Source organism: Candidatus Endolissoclinum faulkneri L2, from assembly GCF_000319385.1.
In the GTDB taxonomy this organism is placed as follows: domain Bacteria; phylum Pseudomonadota; class Alphaproteobacteria; order Thalassobaculales; family Thalassobaculaceae; genus Thalassobaculum; species Thalassobaculum faulkneri.
Genome location: NC_019566.1, coordinates 24,837 through 45,050, shown reverse-complemented (window position 1 = coordinate 45,050; position 20,214 = coordinate 24,837). Strand labels below are relative to the sequence as shown.

Below are 20,214 nucleotides of genomic sequence, written 5' to 3'. Positions count from 1 at the left end.
ACAGTCAAATAGGTAACCTAGTAGGCTTATAATATCGCAGCCAACAAACAACAAACATTCGGGTAATCATAATAGCTGTAAACATCGATGTAACGATACCGATAGTTAAAGTCACGGCGAATCCTCTTATTGTACCTGATCCAAGTACAAAGAGAAACAAAGCAGCCAACAAAGTTGTTACATTGCTGTCTACAATGGTTTTTAAAGCACGCCTGTAGCCAGCATCCAAAGCTTGGAGCAGTTGCCGACCAGCTTTGTATTCATCGCGCATTCGTTCAAAAATAAGCACATTAGCATCCACTGCCATGCCAATAGTCAGCACGATACCTACTATACCAGGCAGCGTTAGAGTAGCTTGTAAAGCTGACAACGCACCTAAGATTAAAATAATATTAACAAATAGGGCAGCATTGGCAAATAATCCAAATAAACCATAAAAAGCTATCATAAAACTGATAATTAAAATTAAACTAATTACAGCGGCCATACAACCTGCATTAACTGAATCCTTACCCAACCCAGGTCCAATTGAGCGCTCTTCTAGTACTTTCAGTGGTGCAGGCAACGCGCCCGAGCGTAATAATAGCGCAAGATCATTTGCTTCCTGAACTGTAAAACGACCACTGATTTGGGCAGAACCACCAAGAATCGGCTCGCGTATCACAGGTGCGGAGATCACTTTCCGATCTAGTACTATAGCAAATGACTTTCCTACATTTTCTGTCGTCGCCCGAGCAAAATTATAACTACCAAGAGTATCAAAACGTATAGTAACAGCCGATTGATGATTTTCATCAAAAGAAGTCCGAGCATCTAATAAATTTTCACCGCTAACCAAAGATCGACGATCTATTGAGATACTACCGCCTTCTAACATTGGAAGAGTAAGCACATTTGAAAATTGCTGATTAATTTCAGGGGCGTTAGTAACTAAATGAAAAGTTAGCTTAGCTGTCTTACCGATTAAGTTCTTGATTCTTTGTGGATCATTTATACCAGGCACTTGAATAAGTATTCTATTAACACCCTGACGCTGAATCAAAGGCTCGCGCGTGCCTGTTTCATCTATTCGACGACGTAAAATTTCAATGGCATTCTGAGTCGCGTTAGTCTTAATTTGGCGAATTGCTTTCTCCTGTATCGATAATAAAATGATATTACTATTCCTATCGATTACCAATTCACTACCGAAACTACTCACAATTTTTTCCACAATTGTTTTATCTATCTGACTAAGCAAAGTAAAACTAACAACATCACCACGTATTCCCAAACCAACATAACCAACTTTTGCTTCACGCAAAGCTTTACGAACAGATCCCAGGACAGATTCTAATCGCTCTTGAATGAGAACATTAGCATCAACTTCCAGTAGTAAGTGTGCTCCCCCTCGAAGATCAAGTCCAAGACTAATCTGCTTGCCTGGAAAACCTATCGGCCACTCATCAGCAATTGTTTTATCTAAAACGTTAGGAATTGCGTAAACAATTCCAATCAGACAAACAAATATATTAATGATCGCATTCCAAGTTTTGAACTGCATCATGGGAAAATTCTACAATAATCTTTTAATGATGTATGACATCAGGCAAATTATTAAATTTTATTTCCATCAATCATCGGTGGAAGTACATCAGCTTCATTTACTTTTGCTGTAGCTTTAGCATTAATTGCATCTTTGTCAGTATGGCTATTCGCTAAATTATTTTTTCCTCGCACTTCTGCAAGCATTGAACGTAAAATCTGTACACGCACACCATGGGCAATTTCGACGGTTAGCATATCGCTTTTAACATGAACCTTAGTAATTATACCAATAAGACCACCATTGCTAACCACCTGATCTCCGCGATGCACATTTTCAACCATTTCCTTGTGCTGTTTAATACGTTTTTGCTGCGGGCGAATCAATAAAAAATAAAATATCGCAAAAATAACAATTAGAGGTAGAATTTGGATAACATATGAAACACTACCATCGAAAGAATGTGCGTAAGCTATCGAGATAAGCATATAGAGATTCTCCTCAAACTGCATTCTTCCCGTCTATTCCAGCACATAACAAGACGGGAATAAAATTGCTGAAATTAAGTTGTAGCGACATAAAAAAATAACGATGCAATAGTTTGAAACGATTTAATTCTCAGTAACAAATACGCCTAATGATGAGTTGTTCTGTGAAATATATATATTCATTATTCATAGACTATGGTTAACTAACAAATTATATTTTTGTGTTGTATTAACAAATTAACTATTTTTTAGACTTAACAATAATCATCCCATTTATATTGATATCCTGCAGCGATTAAATCTAAATTTAACTTTTAAAGCAACAACTTGATACTTAGGAAGCTTGCATTAAACCTGTGAGTGTTTTTTCCTTACAGCACACATGAAATAGACTATTAAAATTCATAAACTTAAATCTGTATTTTACTATAAAAATTAAGTATCCAAATGATTTTACCCTAGCAAGGCTACAAAGTAGCTCTACTAGTTAGTATAAAGTTTTAAATATAATCGAAAGTATTGATGCTATAATTGAAAATCATTTCGTATAGCACATATTTAGACGATTATTAGTTATGTATTTACGGTAAGATATTATGTGATTTAATTGTATTAATCAATTTTAATTATCGATGTCAATTCCCTGGTTTAGTTTCGTCATGTTTTAGTAACTTTATCAATGAGATGCATGTAAAAATAAGTTTATTAGTAGTAAACTAGGTGTTTTTTGGCATTATATTTTATCCTTTATAATAAATTATTAGGAATAAGTAGGATTTATTTACTTTTATAAAGTAGCATCTTCGTTGATGTTAACTATTTTACATTATTGTCAATATAGATTTTAGACTAGCCTGAGATTATAGAATGCGTAATAGAAATAATCTTACTGATTAACTAGAATATTCGTAATGTCAAGATTTTTTTATTAGGAAATAGCTACGATTAAAACAAGCGCATTCGAGCATAGCTATCTAAAATAAGTGCTAGTAAAATAAAACTATAATGTTGTCAACTATAATGTTGTCGAAGAATATTAGTTTTCATTAATAAATTCTAATTAGTTGATTGTAGCGCTTAGCACATCCAATATGTATAAAAAAATCAATATATAAGCAACTTAATAAAAATAATTTTGCCGTGATTTCTTCAAAAGGCGAGTATTTCTGCTAATGAATAGCACAGTATTTAGCTTATTAAATAAAGATTATATTGTGCTGCCGTCAATAAATAATAAATTAAAATTTTTTTGATAACAGTAAACTAACAATAAATTACCTTTCCAATAGACAATTAGCTACTCCGTGCTATAACTGATTTCTGCTATCTTCGTGGTAATCAACTAAATTGTTTAATAAATTATTTTTACTTTCATGTTATCAAATAACATGCGCTAAATAATAGAAAAACGCAGTATAGATTATGCTAGGAAAAACAAACATGATTTTTTACGAACCGGGACAACACAAAGAACATGGATTTAGTCAAGATCCATTTAAAGCTTTTTGCAGCCCGCGACCAATCGGGTGGATTGGTTCGATCGACAATCATCATCGTACAAATCTTGCCCCATACAGCTTTTTTAATGCTATGGCTTCAAATCCTCCCCAAATAATATTTGGTAGTGGTAGTCGACCGGATGGCAGCAAAAAAGATAGCCAACGCAATATAGAAGATACAGGTCAGTTCACACTCAGTATTGTTGGCCATGCACTTAAAGAAGAAATGAATGCTACTTCTATTGCCTTGGCTCATGGCGAAAGCGAGTTTGAATCGGTCGGGATCGAGGGTGCAGCTTCGTACCTTATAAACCCGCTTTGGGTTGCTAAAGCACCGATCGCATTTGAATGCGTCTATCGCCAAACAATCGACTTGGAAAGTTGGGATAGTGCACAAAGAAACTACGCGCTAATTGGTACAGTCGTCGGTATTCATGTTTCCGAAAAGGTAATCGTCAACGGCAAAGCAGATGTAACTTTATGGCAACCAGTTTCACGGCTAGGTTATTATGACTATGCTACAATTACTGAAGTATTTGAAATGCTTCGTCAATAAAGGAGAAATGCTAGATAAAATAAAAAAACATATATGATTTATCCATAACAATTTTTTAACCTTGATTAGCTTTAATCTCACAACCACTAGTAGAAACTTTTATTGCTAGTTATGTAATCTCATTCGTTTGGGCAATGCCTAAAATATAATGTTATTAAGGTGACCTCAGTTCTCACTAACAACCATATTCAGTAACATAGCACTATCTAAAATGTAACTACTAAGGATTTTAATTTTAAAAAATTTAGTTAGTGCGGCAAACAAATATAGTTCATAATATGCGGAAATTTACTATGTACTGTTACACTCTAACAAAAAAAACAAACCAGCACATTGAACAACAATAATCATCTTTACATTATACATTATTTATCTTTGTTATTATATAATACTAAAATTAATTAATTTGCTGTTTGTATTTATCCATTAGCATTGTGATGCTTATGTAGGCAATAAAGCATTTACTGTTATTTTCGATTGCAGCATTCTTTTTTCTAGAAAAGTGATAAAAATCAACACTATCCCTTCAGTTGTCGATTAAATTAGTAATGGTCACAATTAGTAACAAAAATTACTTATTATTTTAATTTATAAAATTTAATTACTGCTACAAAGCAGTATGAAGTAATGTAATTTCGTTAGTGGAAAGTTAGTCATTGTAGTAATTTTACTATTACTTTTTTAAGTAATCATGTGTATTTAAACTACAAAGCAAATTAATCTAAAGTAAATAAAACATGTGCAAATTCAAGCATTCTTTTAAATTTACAACTATTGGCTTAAAGCGATATTGACAAGAAATTAAAATAAATTTCATGATACTTGTTAAATAAATAAATAATTGATTTCATATCCTATTTAACGTAATGCTAATGTATTTATACTATGTACCTTTTAATACAAGTTTAGCATTGTAAGCCCATACAGCCTCTTCTAGACCCATCCATAATGCTTCACCAATAAAATGGTGGCCTATAGAAACTTCATCTATCCATGGTATTGACTTTACTAAAGTAGGCAAATTTTTTAGTGTTAAATCATGTCCCGCATTAATACCAAGACCAAAATTACGTGCAGCTTTGGCAGTATCGGCAATTTTCTTAAGAACTAATGCATTTTGCGGTGTATCGAATGTATTAAAATAATAACCAGTATAAATTTCGATCCGATCGGAACCTATCTTAGCTATTTCCTCAATAAAATCTGGCTCAGCGTCAGAAAATAGTGAAACCCGGCAGCCTATACTTTTTAGTTCAGCTACTATAGGAAAGAGAAAGCTATTTTGATCTAGTAAATTCCAACCATGGTCTGATGTTAATTGACTAGGCGTATCAGGTACCAAAGTGACTTGATTTGGTTTAATTCGTTTAACAAGAGCTAAAAAACGCGCATCTGGATATCCCTCTATGTTAAACTCCCTTTTACTGTATGATGGTTCTTTCATTAATTCAGCCAAATCTAGCACATCTTCCTCAAGAATGTGGCGTGCATCAGGCCGTGGATGGATAGTAATCCCAGCGGCTCCCGCATCTAGAACTGTACGAGCCGCACGCACTACGGATGGGTAATTATATGTGCGAGTATTACGAAGGGTAGCTACCTTGTTAAGGTTAACACTAAGTGCAATCATGTTAGCTCCACGAATATAAATTTTTATTTTGTTAATTATATCAAGAACAAAAAACTTAAATTAGTTATTCACTAATTTAAGTTTTTTTACAAAGTAACCGATCTAAATTGTAATAATTTATACAGCCCTTTACCAAAGAAAAAACAAAGGTATTATTAAATTCCTAGTTTTAATATTCGCTCAGATGATCATTGATTAATGATCACAGTCTCTACTAATCTAGATAAACAAAATCTATTCATTTACTAGCACAACAATACGTCCGATCCTTTGTTGTCATTTTCTATTAAGTCAAATAAATAACACCTTCATACACTAATTAAAATAACTAATTGTATTAATTAATTAGTGTAAGAATATTTTTACCCAATGTTGCTAAAATTAACTTATATGATCAAAAAACCTGAATGGTAATTCATACCTCTCTGGTTTTACCCCAAAAAAGCGAAAAGACTTAATCATATGATCTCTCAAAGGAGCAGTTACTTCTAAATCATCTCCGCTATAACTTGGAATACGAATAGCACAGGCATGCAAATGCATATTTTTACTCACCAATTGACCTTTCAAGAAAGCTTTTACACCTCCATACTTACTGTCTCCAAGAATTGGTGTACCTATGCCTGCCATATGCACTCTAAGCTGATGGGTACGACCTGTGACAGGAAAAAGAGCAACAAGAGTTATATGGCAACTTAATTTTTCTAAAGTAGAATAACGAGTAAGGGCGTGTTTTCCATTTTCGTAATCTACCATCATCTTCTCACTCACTTTGTTTGCTACTTTAGCAATAGGTAAATTAATTTGACCAATTGCAGGCTTGGGTTCTCCGATCACTAAGGCTAAATAAATTTTTACCGCTGATTTAGCACGAAAAGCATTGATTAATCTTCTAGCGGAGCTTTGTTGACGAGCCAAGATAAGCACACCTGAGGTGTGCTTATCTAAACGATGAACTAGCCGTGGCCTTTCGCTTGCTTCGAAACGAAGACTATCAAGTGCTCCATCTACATGCTTAGTTAGTCCTGAGCCACCCTGTACTGCAAGCCCGGCTGGTTTATTGATTACAATTATTTCTTTATCACGATACAAGATCGATTTAATTAGTTTATTTCCAGTTTTAGTATCCTGTTGATATGATTTAATAAAATTATTTTTGTATATTAAATTATTACATAATGGTGGTACACGTATTGTTTGGCCCAATATCAAACGACAGTTTATTTTAACGCGCTTACCATCAACACGAACTTGACCTGTACGTAATAGTTTAGAAATTTGACCATGTCTAATAGCAGGGAAATGCTTATTAAACCAATGATCTAATCGCTGACCGACTTCATCAATAGCTACTATACGACTTTTTACATACCCACTCATAAAAATAATTTGCTTTGTGATGATTAACTTAAAAAGTAAATTTATCAAAGGTGTAAAAAGGGATCATACATTATACCAAACTCCTTACCAAAAAATGCTTATTGTTATAGACAATCACACATAAAGTTATAATAACTAAAATAGATTATTTACTGCTAGTGAATAATCTATTTTAGTTATTATAAGCACAAGTAATTTTACTTATCTTGTTTGTTAATATACAATAACACTTTACCGTAATTACCTAAAATATCATCTTATATTTATTTTACATAACTTAACGCTTTAAGAATAACTGGTGCTGGAATAATATCATGTAGTATTAAAAATTTAACGAGGATAGCTAACTTATTTGAAGAAATCAAAACACTAAATTTTAATTAATCGGAAAAAACAATTAATCTATAAAGTTAATCAGAAAACTTAAATATATAATAGAGCATTGACAGAGACCTATTTCCCCTAAAAGCGCTAAACAATTTTAAGATCAACCATTATTTGTAAACTTATCTTGCGCTAATGCTTTGCTCGCTGCTAAAATTCAAGTCTTAATTAACCTATTGTGGAAAACTCCTCTAAGGTCAGGCAATAGTTTTATAGTTATTTGTTTAAATTAACATGGTCTTAAGTTCGCTCGTTCCGACGCTTGCAACGCAGGCTATCAAAATAAGCTAGTCTATTACTAATCTCTAGCTCAAAGCCAACTTTTACGGGATTATAGAAACGCTGGCGAACCATTCTATCTGGAAAGAAATTTTGACCAGAAAAGGAATTATCTATTTCATCATGATAAGAATAATCTAATCCATACGATAATTTTTCCATTGACCTGGTAGGTGAATTAAGAAGATGGTTTGGAGGCATTAGCGAATGTGTTTTTTTTGCCAAATGCTTAGCAGCTTCGTGAGCTTTATACGTAGCATTTGATTTATTTGCGGTCGCAAGATGTATAACAAGATAACTAATCACTAAGTCTCCTTCTGGAGAGCCAAGTCGCTTATACGCTTCCCAACAAGCAATAGCAGTGGTAATAGCTGTAGGATCAGCCATACCGACATCCTCCACAGCGAAGCGAGTAAGTCTACGTAAAATATATGTTGGATCCTTACCGCTATTAAGCATACGTGCTAACCAATACAATGCCGCATCTGGATCTGATCCACGCATTGACTTATGCAACGCGCTGATTAAATTGTACTTTTCTTCTCGATTTTTTTTATAATTAGTTGCAGCATGAGATTGCATTCTTGATATAATTCCAGAGGAATCTAGGGGTTGATTCGGAGAAAGATCAAATACTTCCTCGGCCATCTTCAATAAACAACGTCCATCACCATCAGCGATCTCTCGTAAAGTAGCTTTACCATCCTCAGTTACAGGTAGTTCCCTTCCCTCCTTTTCAATAGCACGGCTGAGCAGTAGATCTAAAGCTGTGTCATCAAGTCGACGAAGTACAAAAATTTGAACACGAGAAAGAAGCGATGCACTAAGTTCAAAACTAGGGTTTTCTGTTGTAGCCCCAACTAGGATCACTCTACCATCTTCTATTACGGGAAGTAAAGAGTCCTGCTGAACTCTATTAAAGCGATGAATTTCATCAATAAATAGTAAAATGCCTTTGTTGCCAACAGCATGCAATACTCGAGACTTCGCAAACACTTTCTTTATGTCGGAAATACCAGAAAACACAGCTGATAGTGACATAAATTCCAATCCAACTTTTTTCGAAAGTAACAAACCAATTGTCGTTTTTCCACATCCTGGCGGCCCCCACATAATCATTGATGCCAACCGCCTTTTAGCTAACATGCTGCTAATTAGACCTGATTGACCCAGTAGATGATCCTGACCAACCACTTCATCTAGTTGTTTTGGCCGCAATCGATCAGCAAGCGAACAAATAAATTGATTTTTAAAGAGGTCCATAAAGAAGATTTTATCTTAATGTTAAAATAGCCATCAGTTTAAAATGCAATTATGGCTTACAGCTAACTAGCAATAATCTTACTGCTATGCGATGACTAAATTGCTGTTCATTATTATCTATTGAAACAAGACTACATGCACAATGTTATGGAAAAATCATTGGCATCAATATTCAATATAATAATTTTTACATTATAAACCAGTTAATAATTTTTTCCTAATTTCTTTCTTCTGTTCATGCACAATCTGAAATCACACCTTTAACGCCATAGTAGAAGTTAATTAAGCTTATGAGCTTATTCCAATTAAATCATTGTCTTAGCTATAAATAACTAACTCATCTTAAACTACTAATTATAATTAAAGCATTATTGCTTAAAGTATTAAGCAATAATTGAAACTACTAGTTCATTCGAAATATTAAAACCGCATGATACAAGAAATAATTTATTGAGCCTAAATCAATACTTTATATTAACATTCATCTTTAAATAATTTTACGATCTTTTTTTTTATTGAAACACAGGCGCTATCGTTTTTTTGTCAAAAATCAGAGTTAAATCAACTGAGGATTTTTTTTGACTACATTACATTAAGATTTAGAAATTTTTCTCATTTGTAATATCATTGACTCTTTTCTTAAAAAAGAATAAATCAGCAATTTATTCTAAAAAAAATGGATTGTTAATCTGATATAAAAGAATTATAATTCTTTATCTGTAAGGTTTTATCTTGATACTAAATTTATAATTTTATTAATTAAACTATCTATACAGTTTAGCGTAGAAATTACGCATCTTATGAAATAATAATAAAACAGGAGTCGATAGTCAAATTTATTAATTTTAATCAAATTAAACTCATACTTCATATATTTATTACTCAATATATATTCAGTTTGTCACATAACAGTTTCATCCATGTATTCACTAAATAAAATATTTAATCCATTATTGCTCATTGGCTGTGGCAAAATAGGAAAAGCATTGGTGATTGGTTGGCTAGAAAATGGTTTAGAAGCTGACAGTATTCATATTGTTGATCCTAATATTCAGAATACGAAGGCTATATCTCAGCAGTATGGCGTAAAAATTTATGATCAAGTTGAAGCAATGCCTCAACATCTTGTCCCCATTATTGTGGTCATAGCTGTGAAACCACAAATGATGAATAAAGCAATCGTATCAGTGTCTAGGTTTAGTCATTTCGGAACCTGTTTTCTTTCCATAGCAGCCAGTAGCACTATTAGTTATTTCGAAAACAAGCTTGGCAATACTGTACCGATTGTGCGTGCCATGCCAAATATTGCTTCTGCTGTTGGGCATGGAATAACAGCTTATTTTGCTAATTGTAATGTGGTAGGTGATCAAAAAATTCACATTCACCAATTACTTGAAACCATTGGTGAAGCGATCGAAGTTGATAACGAAGAGCAGATTAATGCTGTCACTGCTCTGTCAGGCGGTGGACCGGCCTATGTCTTTTTGTTAATCGAAACCCTTGCAAAAGCTGGTATAAAATCAGGTTTACCAGAAAAAGTAGCTATGAAATTAGCACGCACGACAGTTATTGGTTCTTGTGAGCTATTAACACGATATCCATCTCAAGAAGTTTCACAACTTCGTCTTAACGTCACTAGTCAAGGCGGCACGACAGCAGAGGCGTTAAAAGTACTAATGGACGATCATACTGGTATTCAGCCAATATTTAATGCTGCTCTTGCTGCAGCTACTGAACGTTCAAAAGCTCTTACTTGTTAGTATAGTTTTTTATATTAAAAATTTTAGCAAACAAAAAATTCTTCTTTTTGCGAAAAGAAAATTTGATTTTCTGCAAGAAAGATTAGCAATGATTTTGTCTATCGTATTATTTGGGGAAAATGACAAATAATAAGGTAATCTATTATAGGAATAAATTAGATCTAAATTATTGATGCATGCAGTCAAACTATTAGTCATTACACTGGATATTATTTATTACAAAATTTAATATGCCGGTAGTGCTAAGTTCTATATTAGCGCTGATATATTGAGCTATTTAAATTAAACTAACATATAACTATACCTTCACAAGTGAAAGAAATTTATGCTTACTTTAAAATATTAAATAAAAACTTTTTTGTTAATTGAGGAATGTTTAGCAATATGGGAATTAATGGTATTTTAGCTCTAGCATTTGAAAATTTTGGATACCTGGATACAGCAGACTAAAAACTAATAGTAAGCATAATTCGTAAATATTAGCAGCATTATATTTAAAATAAAGATTATGAATAAAGCCAATATAATCTTAAATAAATTAAGAGCTAGTTTAGTAGTAATAAAGTATTGTGTTAAAATTTCTAATTTAAAATAATAAAAAATTATTACATACTACTATTTTAGCTAGATTTTATCTTTTTATTATTTTTTTTGGGTGATTTTATGTCCAAATCTTCTATAAAAATATTATCCTGCAACTCTAATCTACCATTGGCTGAAGCAATTTCTGTTTATTTAAATTTACCTTTGACTAAAGCCAACATATTACGCTTCTCCGATATGGAAGTTTTTGTTGAAATTCAAGAAAATATACGCGGTAAAGATGTTTTTGTAGTACAATCTACTAGCTATCCAGCTAATGATAACTTAATGGAATTGTTAGTTACTTTAGACGCTCTGCGCCGTAGCTCAGCTCGCCGTATCACTTCAGTGATTCCTTATTACGGTTATGCCCGTCAAGATCGAAAGTCTGGTTCTCGCACACCGATCTCCGCTAAACTAGTTGCCAATCTTATTACTAAAGCAGGTTCTGATCGGATCCTAACTATCGACCTACATGCTGGACAAATACAGGGCTTCTTTGATATCCCAACAGACAATTTATTCGCGGCTCCGGTATTTATCGATAAAATTAAGAAACGCTACGAAAAGGATGATCCTTTAATCGTCATATCTCCAGATATTGGCGGTGTAGTACGTGCACGCGCAATCGCTAAACAAATCCATGCAGATCTTGCTATTATAGATAAGCGCCGCGATCGCGCTGGCGTATCTGAGGTGGTGCAGATTATAGGAAAAGTGAATAGTCGCCGTTGTTTGCTGGTTGATGACATCGTCGATAGCGGTTGTACACTTTGCAAAGCAGCTGAAGCGCTGATAGATGAAGGTGCAATTTCCGTTGACGCGTACGTTACTCATGGTGTTCTGTCTGGTGATGCTATAGCGCGCGTAACATCATCACCACTAAAATCTCTTCTGACCACAGATTCTATACAAGCCACTGAAGCTATTCGAGTAGCGCACAACATCCAGCAGTTGACAATTGCCCCACTACTTGGTGAAGCGATCCATCGTATTAGCGAAGAACGCTCAGTATCCAGTCTATTTATCTGAACTTAATCGTTAACCAGCTTATGTTATAAGACATTATATAAATAATTTTTTAGAGATTTAATCGTAATCTTTACGATTCCTTCATTTGGAAAATACATTATTTTATCTAGAGGAAGAGCAAATGAGCAAAGTTGCTATTTTAAATGCCAGCGTACGAGAAAGATTAGGTAAAGGATCAGCTCGCGCAGCACGTCGTCAAGGTTTTGTGCCGGCTATTATTTATGGTGAAAAAAAAACTCCAATTGCAGTCCAAGTGCTTCGGCGAGAACTTGATAAAATTTTGAATAGGCCTGGTTTTTTTTCACGCTTGATTTTCTTAAAAGTTGGTACAGAAAATTATCGTGTTTTGCCGCGTGATCTGCAAAGACATCCAGTTAGCGATTTACCATGGAATATAGATTTCTTACGCGTTTCAGCTTCTGCTGTTCTAACGGTTGCAGTTCCCATAGAATTTATCAATAAAAATATATCTCCAGGCGTAAAAAGTGGTGGAGTTTTAAACGTTATGCGTCATTCAATTGAGGTTTATTGTCAAGTAGAAAATATTCCAGATAAGCTTACCATTGATTTAAGTGATGCTAAACTCGGTGAATCTATATATGTTTCTTCAATTTCTTTGCCCAATAATGTAAAGCATACGATTAACGATCGCTACTTTACTATTGCGACCATTGTTCCACCAATCTTACTTACTGATATTAATGTAGAAGAATCTCAAGGAGAAAGTGAAAAATTCTAAATTAGAATATCCTAGTAACATCAAAATTTGAAGATGTATGGCGTAATCATCAATGATCGACAAAAATATTTAGTTTATCGCATCATTTGCTATATATTTATAATATGGTATTAATAATGAAACTATTTGTAGGTTTAGGCAATCCTGGTTTACAATTCAAATACAATCGCCATAACATTGGCTTTATGGTAATTGACAAGATTCTCGATCGCTATAATTTTGGTTCATGGAAAACTCATTGCAAAAGTATTACCAGTGAAGGTATAATTGCTGGTGAACAGATAATAATTTTAAAACCAATGACATTTATGAATCGGAGTGGTTGCTCGGTTGGTGAAGCAGTTAGGTTATTTAAATTACCTTCAGAGAACATTTCAGTTTTTTATGACGAATTAGATTTATCCCCGGGCAAAATACGACTAAAACGCGGAGGTAGTAGCGGCGGCCATAACGGTATAAATAATATCAATCGGCACATCAAAAACAACTATCGCCGAATTCGGCTTGGTATTGGCCACCCTGGTGATAAGAGCAAAGTTAACAATTATGTGCTGTCAAACTTTTCCAAAGCAGAAAAAAATGCTTGGTTAACTACTCTTATTGATACCGTGGCTAATGAACTAGAGATGCTTATACATGACGAAGACATTAACTTTATGAGTAAAGTTTCCAATGCAGTATTTCCTCGACTACTGAATCTATCTGATCTTAGACTTACAGTAAGTTAGTGATTAATCCAAAAAAAAAGACATTTGAGTCAATAAATTGAGCATAAAACGATGGGATTTAGCTGCGGCATAATTGGATTACCAAATGTGGGTAAATCAACACTTTTTAATGCGCTAACCGCTACTGCTAACGCAGAAGTAGCAAATTATCCATTCTGTACGATCAAACCTAACACAGCTAGCATAGCTATGACTGATCCGCGTTTGGATATCTTAGCTAAGATCGCTAATTCTTCTAAAATTTTACCCACCAGAATTGAATTTATCGATATAGCTGGCCTAGTCAAAGGTGCTTTCCGCGGTGAAGGTCTTGGCAATCAGTTTCTTGCCAATATTCGTGATACTAACGCGATTATTCACGTGCTTAGATGCTTTGAAGGTCAAATTACTCATGTTGATGGATCCGTTGATCCTATTCGGGATGCAGAAACAGTGGATACTGAGCTAATATTAGCCGATCTAAACAACTTGGAAAAACGCATTTCGATACTTGATTCTACTATCCGAAGACAAGATAAGAATAGTATTCACATGATGGCACTTATGAAAAAAATACTTAGTTTCATCCGTGAAGGTAAACCCGTTAGGATAATGCTTCCCACATTAACCAGTGAAGAAACCATCCTGCTAAAACAATTGCAGCTCCTTACTGCTAAGCCAATGCTTTACTTATGTAATGTGGAAGAAGAGAATGCTGTATCTGGTAATCTACTATCCGCCAGGGTGGCAGATAAGGCTGCAGATGAAGATGCTAAGACTCTCGTAATTTCGGCTGCTATTGAAGCGGAGATCGCACAAATTTCTAATGCAGAGGAAAAAAAAGAATTTTTATATAGTTTAAATCTTGATGAATTTCGTCTAACTAAGCTAATTAGCAGTTGCTACAAACTGTTAAATTTACTGACATTCTTTACAGTTGGATCTAAAGAAACACGCGCGTGGACTTTACGCCACGGTACTAAGGTAGTAGAAGCAGCTGGCAAAATTCATAGCGATTTCCAGCGTGGTTTTATCCGTGCAGAAACCATATCTTTCGCTGACTTCGCAGAGGCAGGTGGAGAACAAGCAGCTAAAGAAGCAGGAAAAATGCGAATCGAAGGTGCTGAATATATTGTACAAGAAGGTGATATATTTTATTTTCGTTTTAATATATGAATAACATAATTCTTTACTAAAAAGAACAGAGAAAAAATATAAAGTAATAGTATAAAATATTTTCTTCATATTTTTTAATCTTGAGATTGAGAAAATAGCTTTTAGTTATTTAAAATAAATCAAGAACAATTTCTTAAGCGACATAATATGCTGCACTAAAATACTCACTGACGTACGAATCAATTGTTATCGATAAGATAAACTTTTATTAATCACCTACTGTTATAATATTTTTACTGTAAGTAATTATATTACATTGTTTCTATTCTTTATTAATTATTTGATTTTTTTACCGTAATAATAAATCTAATTTACTATTATTGGCTTATGTTAAACTTATAAAAATCCCAAAATCAAACCAAAAAATTTATTAATATACGAACTGCTATAAAAAAATGGCGGAGGGGATGGGATTCGAACCCACGTTAGGAGTTAACCCTAAAACGGTTTAGCAAACCGTCGCCTTCAGCCTCTCGGCCACCCCTCCGCCGAGGGCGGAATATACCTGACAAGCATATTAATATGCTTGTCAGGTATATTTAATATAAATTAAATATCTTCTAGAAAAACAATTTTGCTAAATTTTATTACTTAATAATTATTAATATTATTTATTAGTTTACGTAGACTGCAGATGTAATTTAATTTCAAATTAACATTTGAATCTAAGAAAGCAATGCTACTCACATTTATAGCATAAATTTTTCATTACAAGTTAGTTAAAAAAACTAAAAATACGTGTAACAAAAGCAAAAAAATTTTTACTTATTAAGAATAAATCACGTACATAAAAATCCTTTATCCGTTTTCTAATTTTTTCTTAGATAACCCATAAATTGCAGCATAATCGATACTACTTCTTAATATAAGAACACTAAAATAACAAAAGTACAAGAATAAATTGATTTATAAAAGCATAATGATTAGCCAGTAATCTACTAAAAATTTAATAATAATAAATCAATAGGTAATCAGAAAATCCCTATTCTTTTATTACTCTAAAACAAGAATATGTATCTTTTTTATCTTGCATAAAAAAATGATTGCTTAAAGGTTTACAGCTTACAAGGCAAAGTTAAACTATAACCATATAATATCAATTGGGATCAAAATCTGTTAGGCAATCATAGTTAAAAATAAATTTTTACCCTAATACAAAACATATTTTTATTAATATACTCTAAATATGCTACTAGCATTAATTAAAATTACTGTTACAATTTTTCATGTGAATTTCATGTAAAGCATACCTTCACGAGTTACCAATATAGCAAATTAATATATTAATTAAAATATTTTGGAGTACAGTAAGTTATTTTACGGTGACCATTTGATAAAGTTATAGATAAGACGCAAGCCAATTGCCTGGCTTTTTTCCGGATGAAACTGCGTACCGATCATGTTGTTTCGACCAACTATTGCGCATATCGAACCACCATAATCAGTAATTGCAAGCTGCTGATCGGTATCGTGAACGCGTATAGCATAAGAGTTGAGAAAATATACATGGTCTCCATCTTGTAAACCTAATAGTACTGGATGATAGTTAGTGCAAAATTTAAGCATACTCCAGCCTATAAGCGGTACTTTGTAAATTTGCCTTTTTTCTTTATCTTTCGGAATTATCCGGTGTACTTCCCCGTCGATCCATGAAAACCCCTTAGTAGTCATATGTTCAAATCCAACTTTAGCCATCAGTTGCATGCCTACACAAATACCAAGAAATGGTATTGAATCGTGAATTACTCTCCTCTCCAAGACATCATACAATCCATGCACTCGATCAACCCAGGACCGACAGTCCGGAAAAGCTCCCACACCAGGAAAAACAATGCGATCAGCTTTAGCGATGATCCCAATATCACTAGTCACTTTAATATTAACTAATATGCCATAATCTCGAGAAGATCGTTCAAAAGCTTTCGCTACTGAACGTAAATTACCAGCACCATAATCAATAATAGCAATAGTGTTCATTAATCCTTTAACCTATCTGTAAACTACCCTTGGTCGATGGCACAGAATTAGACTTACGTAAATCAATTTCTACAGCAGCACGTATGGCGTAAGCAAGACCTTTAAAACAAGTTTCCATTATATGATGGCTATTTTCGCCTTTAAGATTATCTATGTGTAGACTAGCGCCAACATTTTGTGTAAACGCTCGAAACCACTCTTTAAACATTTCGGTATCTAAAGCACCAATTTTTTGTGTTGGGAACCTAACACTCCAAGATAAGAAAGGTCTACCTGATAAATCGATAGCCACACGAGTGAGCGCATCGTCCATTGGTAATACGCAATAACCATAACGTGTAATACCGTGTCGTTCACCAAGTGCTTGAGCAACAGCAGAACCAATTGCATAGCCAGAATCCTCAATCGTATGATGATCATCAACATGTAAATCACCATATCCATTAACAATCAAATCAATCAAAGAATGGCAAGATAGCTGTTCTAGCATATGATCAAGTAATCCAATGCCTGTTGAAACATCATAAGACCCAGAACCTTCTAAATTTACAGATACAAAAATACTCGTTTCATTAGTAATACGTTTAACTTGAGCAGTTCTTGCCATTGAAGATCATTAATAATTGAAACAATAAAAACAAAGACAATAATAGCTATTATAAGCTAATTAGAAAGCTTGTTTTAAAAAAACAAGCTTAACAGATAAATTTAACATTTAGTAATAATTAAGATAAGGAGATTGTGCTTCGTAACACGCAATCAAAATAATAATAACAGTAGCTTAATAATAATTAAGGCCACAAGGATATCTAAAGCTAAACTAAAACTTTTATATTAATGTTTAAATAATTTTTTAAAATATTAGTTAATAACTCCTAATGTTTCTCCCTAGTAGGATACATTAATAATATTGTATGCTTATTGGAAAAATTGTATAATAATTTACCCTTCTTAAGAGAGATTTGTTATAATCTTTAACGATATATAGCGCCTAATAATCAGTGCTACATGGTGAATGACAAGGATAATCTTTATATCTTAAATAAGGATAAAATAAATTTAGCACATAAAAATAACACTCATAGCAATTGGATAATGGTATAAATTGGTATCTCTTAAGCAATTTTAATTATTCACTGTTCAGAAAGTAATTTCAAATCTATTATTTTTCTTATTATATTAGTACGCCATATTTTAATAATATACTTAAGTATCGAGTAAAATACACGTCATTTTTTTTAAAATTGGTATACATTAAAATTAGTTTTTACACATAAAAACTAGATTATGTTATACGTCATTAGGTTTTTTTACTTAAAATTCCTAATGCCTACTAATGAGCAATCTTTAAGTCTTTAATGACAAAATATCTATTAGTTTTAACTAGAATAAAAAAACATTTCATTAGTATAACTATTTTTGCAGTAAACATTAAAAATACGAATATCAAAACTAACAAGTCATGTTATTACCTACCATAGTAGCAAAATTTGAATACACATACACTATATAGCTCATAAAATAATTATATTATTTATACAATTATTTTCTTATATCAATAAAAATAATTAGTCAGTAGACTAGCAGTTTTCCTAGGGAAATATAACGTATCTACTGCATAATTAAACATTAATTTATTCAAAACACAAACAAGATTATAATCCAAAATTGTCTGCTTAAAAAGTTACAATCGCTATTATTAATACTTCAATATTATTCATTAACAGTGGCTTAATGAGCATTTTATTGGATTTCTATTAATTGAATAAGCCAAACAACTATAAATTTTAACTTTATTATAAATTATATGATCGATACTTAACATTTACTCCACCAGCCGCATAATTCATTAATAATGAGAGTTTCTAACATATTGATTGCAGCGTCACTATAGTTAACACAAGGAACAATAGAAAAATGAGTGCCGCCAGCTTTTTTAAAAGTTTCACAGCCCTGCATACCAATCTCCTCTAAAGTCTCTACACAATCAGCGATAAAACCTGGCATCACTACGACAAGACGTTTAAATCCATCATTTTGCGATAAAGCAGCAATAACCTCATCGGTATAAGGTTGTAGCCATTCTTCTTTGCCAAACCTGGACTGAAATGCCAGACGGAATGTATTTGTGTTTAATCTTAAGCGCTCTCGCAACAAGCGTGCAGTCTTTAAACAATGGCAATGATACGGATCACCAGATAGCAGATACCTTTTAGGTAATCCATGAAATGAAGCTAAAATTACCTCAGGTTGCCATTTTAAAGTGGATAAATGTTTTTCAACACAAGTAGCAACTGCTTCGATATAAGCTGGATCGTCATAAAAAGCAGGATGAATACGAATTGCTGGTTGCCATCGCATGGTTAGCAACTCACGAGCAACTTCATCAATAACTGTTCCAGTTGTGGAAGCAGCATACTGCGGATAAAGCGGTACAATCAACATTCGATCACAGCCTTCTTTCTGCAACGCACGCATACGATCCCCGATAGAAGGTCTTCCATAACGCATAGCCCAATCAACAATTAATGTTGTTTCTGTCGGATCAAGTCTTTGTTTTAACTTAACTGCCTCTTCGCGAGTATAATGGCGTAAAGGAGATTCTTTGCTTTCCTTCATCCAAATAGCGCGGTAAGCTTTAGACGTTTTCTGTGGTCTTGTGCGAAGAATAAAACAATGCAAAATCAGCTTCCATAAAATCGGATTAAATTCAATCACACGACGATCTGACAAAAACTGAGCTAGATAACGCCGCACATCGGGGATATCAGTTGAATCTGGAGTGCCAAGGTTAACCAATAGAACCCCGATAAGACCTATTTTGAGAGTAGGATGATTAGGTACATCAGAAGTCGGACAAACAGTGCGATAAATCATTGTTCTTATTTCTTAAATAAGTGAGCAACAGCATTATAAATTGTTGATTTTTATAAAAAATTAAATAATGTCGACTATTTCCGACAATATATAAAGCCTAGATTTATAAGATGCAGCGATTCTTATTTTATACCAAACATCTATAAGCCGTAAGGCAAAGTAAATCTCAATAGGTATCGTCTCATCCTGTTCTCCGCTAATAATTACAAACTGGTATTAGATAGATAATCTACGATTGTATCTTAATTGAGCATTAGTAGAACAAGTTTATATGTTGAAAAAATAAACGCGGGGTTGTAAGATAAATTATTTACTAAAGTTTGTATGAAAGATATTTTTTCATCAAGTCTTATATTTGGA

14 protein-coding genes and 1 tRNA gene are annotated in these 20,214 nt (G+C 33.3%); 6 read left to right on the top strand and 9 right to left on the bottom strand.

Annotated elements, in window-relative coordinates; all coding sequences use genetic code 11:
* Positions 1–4: 4 nt before the first annotated feature.
* Together secD and yajC are read right to left on the bottom strand one after the other, a co-directional pair.
* On the bottom strand, positions 5–1,546 hold the full coding sequence (gene secD / locus A1OE_RS00160) for a protein translocase subunit SecD (protein WP_015087753.1): 1,542 nt from the start codon (positions 1,544–1,546) through the stop codon (positions 5–7).
* 50 nt (positions 1,547–1,596) lie between these two features.
* Positions 1,597–2,013, bottom strand: coding sequence for a preprotein translocase subunit YajC (gene yajC, locus A1OE_RS00155; protein ID WP_044283164.1), 417 nt, complete (start codon positions 2,011–2,013; stop codon positions 1,597–1,599).
* 1,422 nt (positions 2,014–3,435) lie between these two features.
* On the opposite strand from yajC, the gene A1OE_RS00150 reads away from it, so the two are divergent.
* Positions 3,436–4,068, top strand: a complete 633-nt coding sequence (locus A1OE_RS00150; RefSeq protein ID WP_015087751.1) for a flavin reductase family protein — start codon at positions 3,436–3,438, stop codon at positions 4,066–4,068.
* An 883-nt stretch (positions 4,069–4,951) separates the two neighbouring features.
* Here the strand turns inward: A1OE_RS00150 and A1OE_RS00145 are convergent.
* From A1OE_RS00145 to A1OE_RS00135, 3 genes are all read right to left on the bottom strand, one after another.
* Complete coding sequence (locus tag A1OE_RS00145; protein WP_015087750.1) at positions 4,952–5,698, bottom strand: pyridoxine 5'-phosphate synthase; 747 nt, start codon at positions 5,696–5,698, stop codon at positions 4,952–4,954.
* A 381-nt stretch (positions 5,699–6,079) separates the two neighbouring features.
* Positions 6,080–7,078 carry an RluA family pseudouridine synthase gene (locus A1OE_RS00140; protein ID WP_044283163.1) on the bottom strand — a complete coding sequence of 333 codons (999 nt, stop codon included), beginning with the start codon at positions 7,076–7,078 and terminating at the stop codon, positions 6,080–6,082.
* Positions 7,079–7,702: 624 nt separating this feature from the next.
* The gene (locus tag A1OE_RS00135; protein WP_015087748.1) at positions 7,703–9,004 is read right to left on the bottom strand and encodes a replication-associated recombination protein A; all 1,302 of its coding nucleotides are present in this window, start codon (positions 9,002–9,004) and stop codon (positions 7,703–7,705) included.
* A 920-nt stretch (positions 9,005–9,924) separates the two neighbouring features.
* Between A1OE_RS00135 and proC the strand changes: the two genes are divergently transcribed.
* From proC to ychF, 5 genes are all read left to right on the top strand, one after another.
* Positions 9,925–10,764, top strand: coding sequence for a pyrroline-5-carboxylate reductase (proC, locus tag A1OE_RS00130; protein ID WP_015087746.1), 840 nt, complete (start codon positions 9,925–9,927; stop codon positions 10,762–10,764).
* A gap of 678 nt (positions 10,765–11,442) precedes the next feature.
* On the top strand, positions 11,443–12,378 hold the full coding sequence (locus A1OE_RS00125) for a ribose-phosphate pyrophosphokinase (RefSeq protein ID WP_044283313.1): 936 nt from the start codon (positions 11,443–11,445) through the stop codon (positions 12,376–12,378).
* Positions 12,379–12,499: 121 nt separating this feature from the next.
* Complete coding sequence (locus A1OE_RS00120; protein ID WP_044283162.1) at positions 12,500–13,117, top strand: 50S ribosomal protein L25/general stress protein Ctc; 618 nt, start codon at positions 12,500–12,502, stop codon at positions 13,115–13,117.
* Between the two features lie 116 nt (positions 13,118–13,233).
* A complete protein-coding gene (gene pth / locus A1OE_RS00115; protein WP_044283160.1) occupies positions 13,234–13,845 on the top strand; it encodes an aminoacyl-tRNA hydrolase in 612 nt (203 codons plus the stop codon).
* 51 nt (positions 13,846–13,896) lie between these two features.
* Positions 13,897–15,000: a redox-regulated ATPase YchF gene (gene ychF, locus A1OE_RS00110; RefSeq protein WP_015087741.1), complete on the top strand. Its 1,104-nt coding sequence runs from the start codon at positions 13,897–13,899 to the stop codon at positions 14,998–15,000.
* Between the two features lie 396 nt (positions 15,001–15,396).
* On the opposite strand, the gene A1OE_RS00105 is transcribed toward ychF, so the two are convergent.
* The 4 genes from A1OE_RS00105 to hemH form a co-directional block, all read right to left on the bottom strand.
* Positions 15,397–15,487, bottom strand: a tRNA-Ser gene (locus A1OE_RS00105).
* Positions 15,488–16,317: 830 nt separating this feature from the next.
* Positions 16,318–16,977: an imidazole glycerol phosphate synthase subunit HisH gene (gene hisH, locus A1OE_RS00100; RefSeq protein WP_015087740.1), complete on the bottom strand. Its 660-nt coding sequence runs from the start codon at positions 16,975–16,977 to the stop codon at positions 16,318–16,320.
* A 7-nt stretch (positions 16,978–16,984) separates the two neighbouring features.
* Positions 16,985–17,584, bottom strand: a complete 600-nt coding sequence (hisB, locus tag A1OE_RS00095) for an imidazoleglycerol-phosphate dehydratase HisB (RefSeq protein WP_015087739.1) — start codon at positions 17,582–17,584, stop codon at positions 16,985–16,987.
* A gap of 1,211 nt (positions 17,585–18,795) precedes the next feature.
* Positions 18,796–19,854: a ferrochelatase gene (gene hemH, locus A1OE_RS00090; protein ID WP_015087737.1), complete on the bottom strand. Its 1,059-nt coding sequence runs from the start codon at positions 19,852–19,854 to the stop codon at positions 18,796–18,798.
* Between the last annotated feature and the right edge of the window lie 360 nt (positions 19,855–20,214).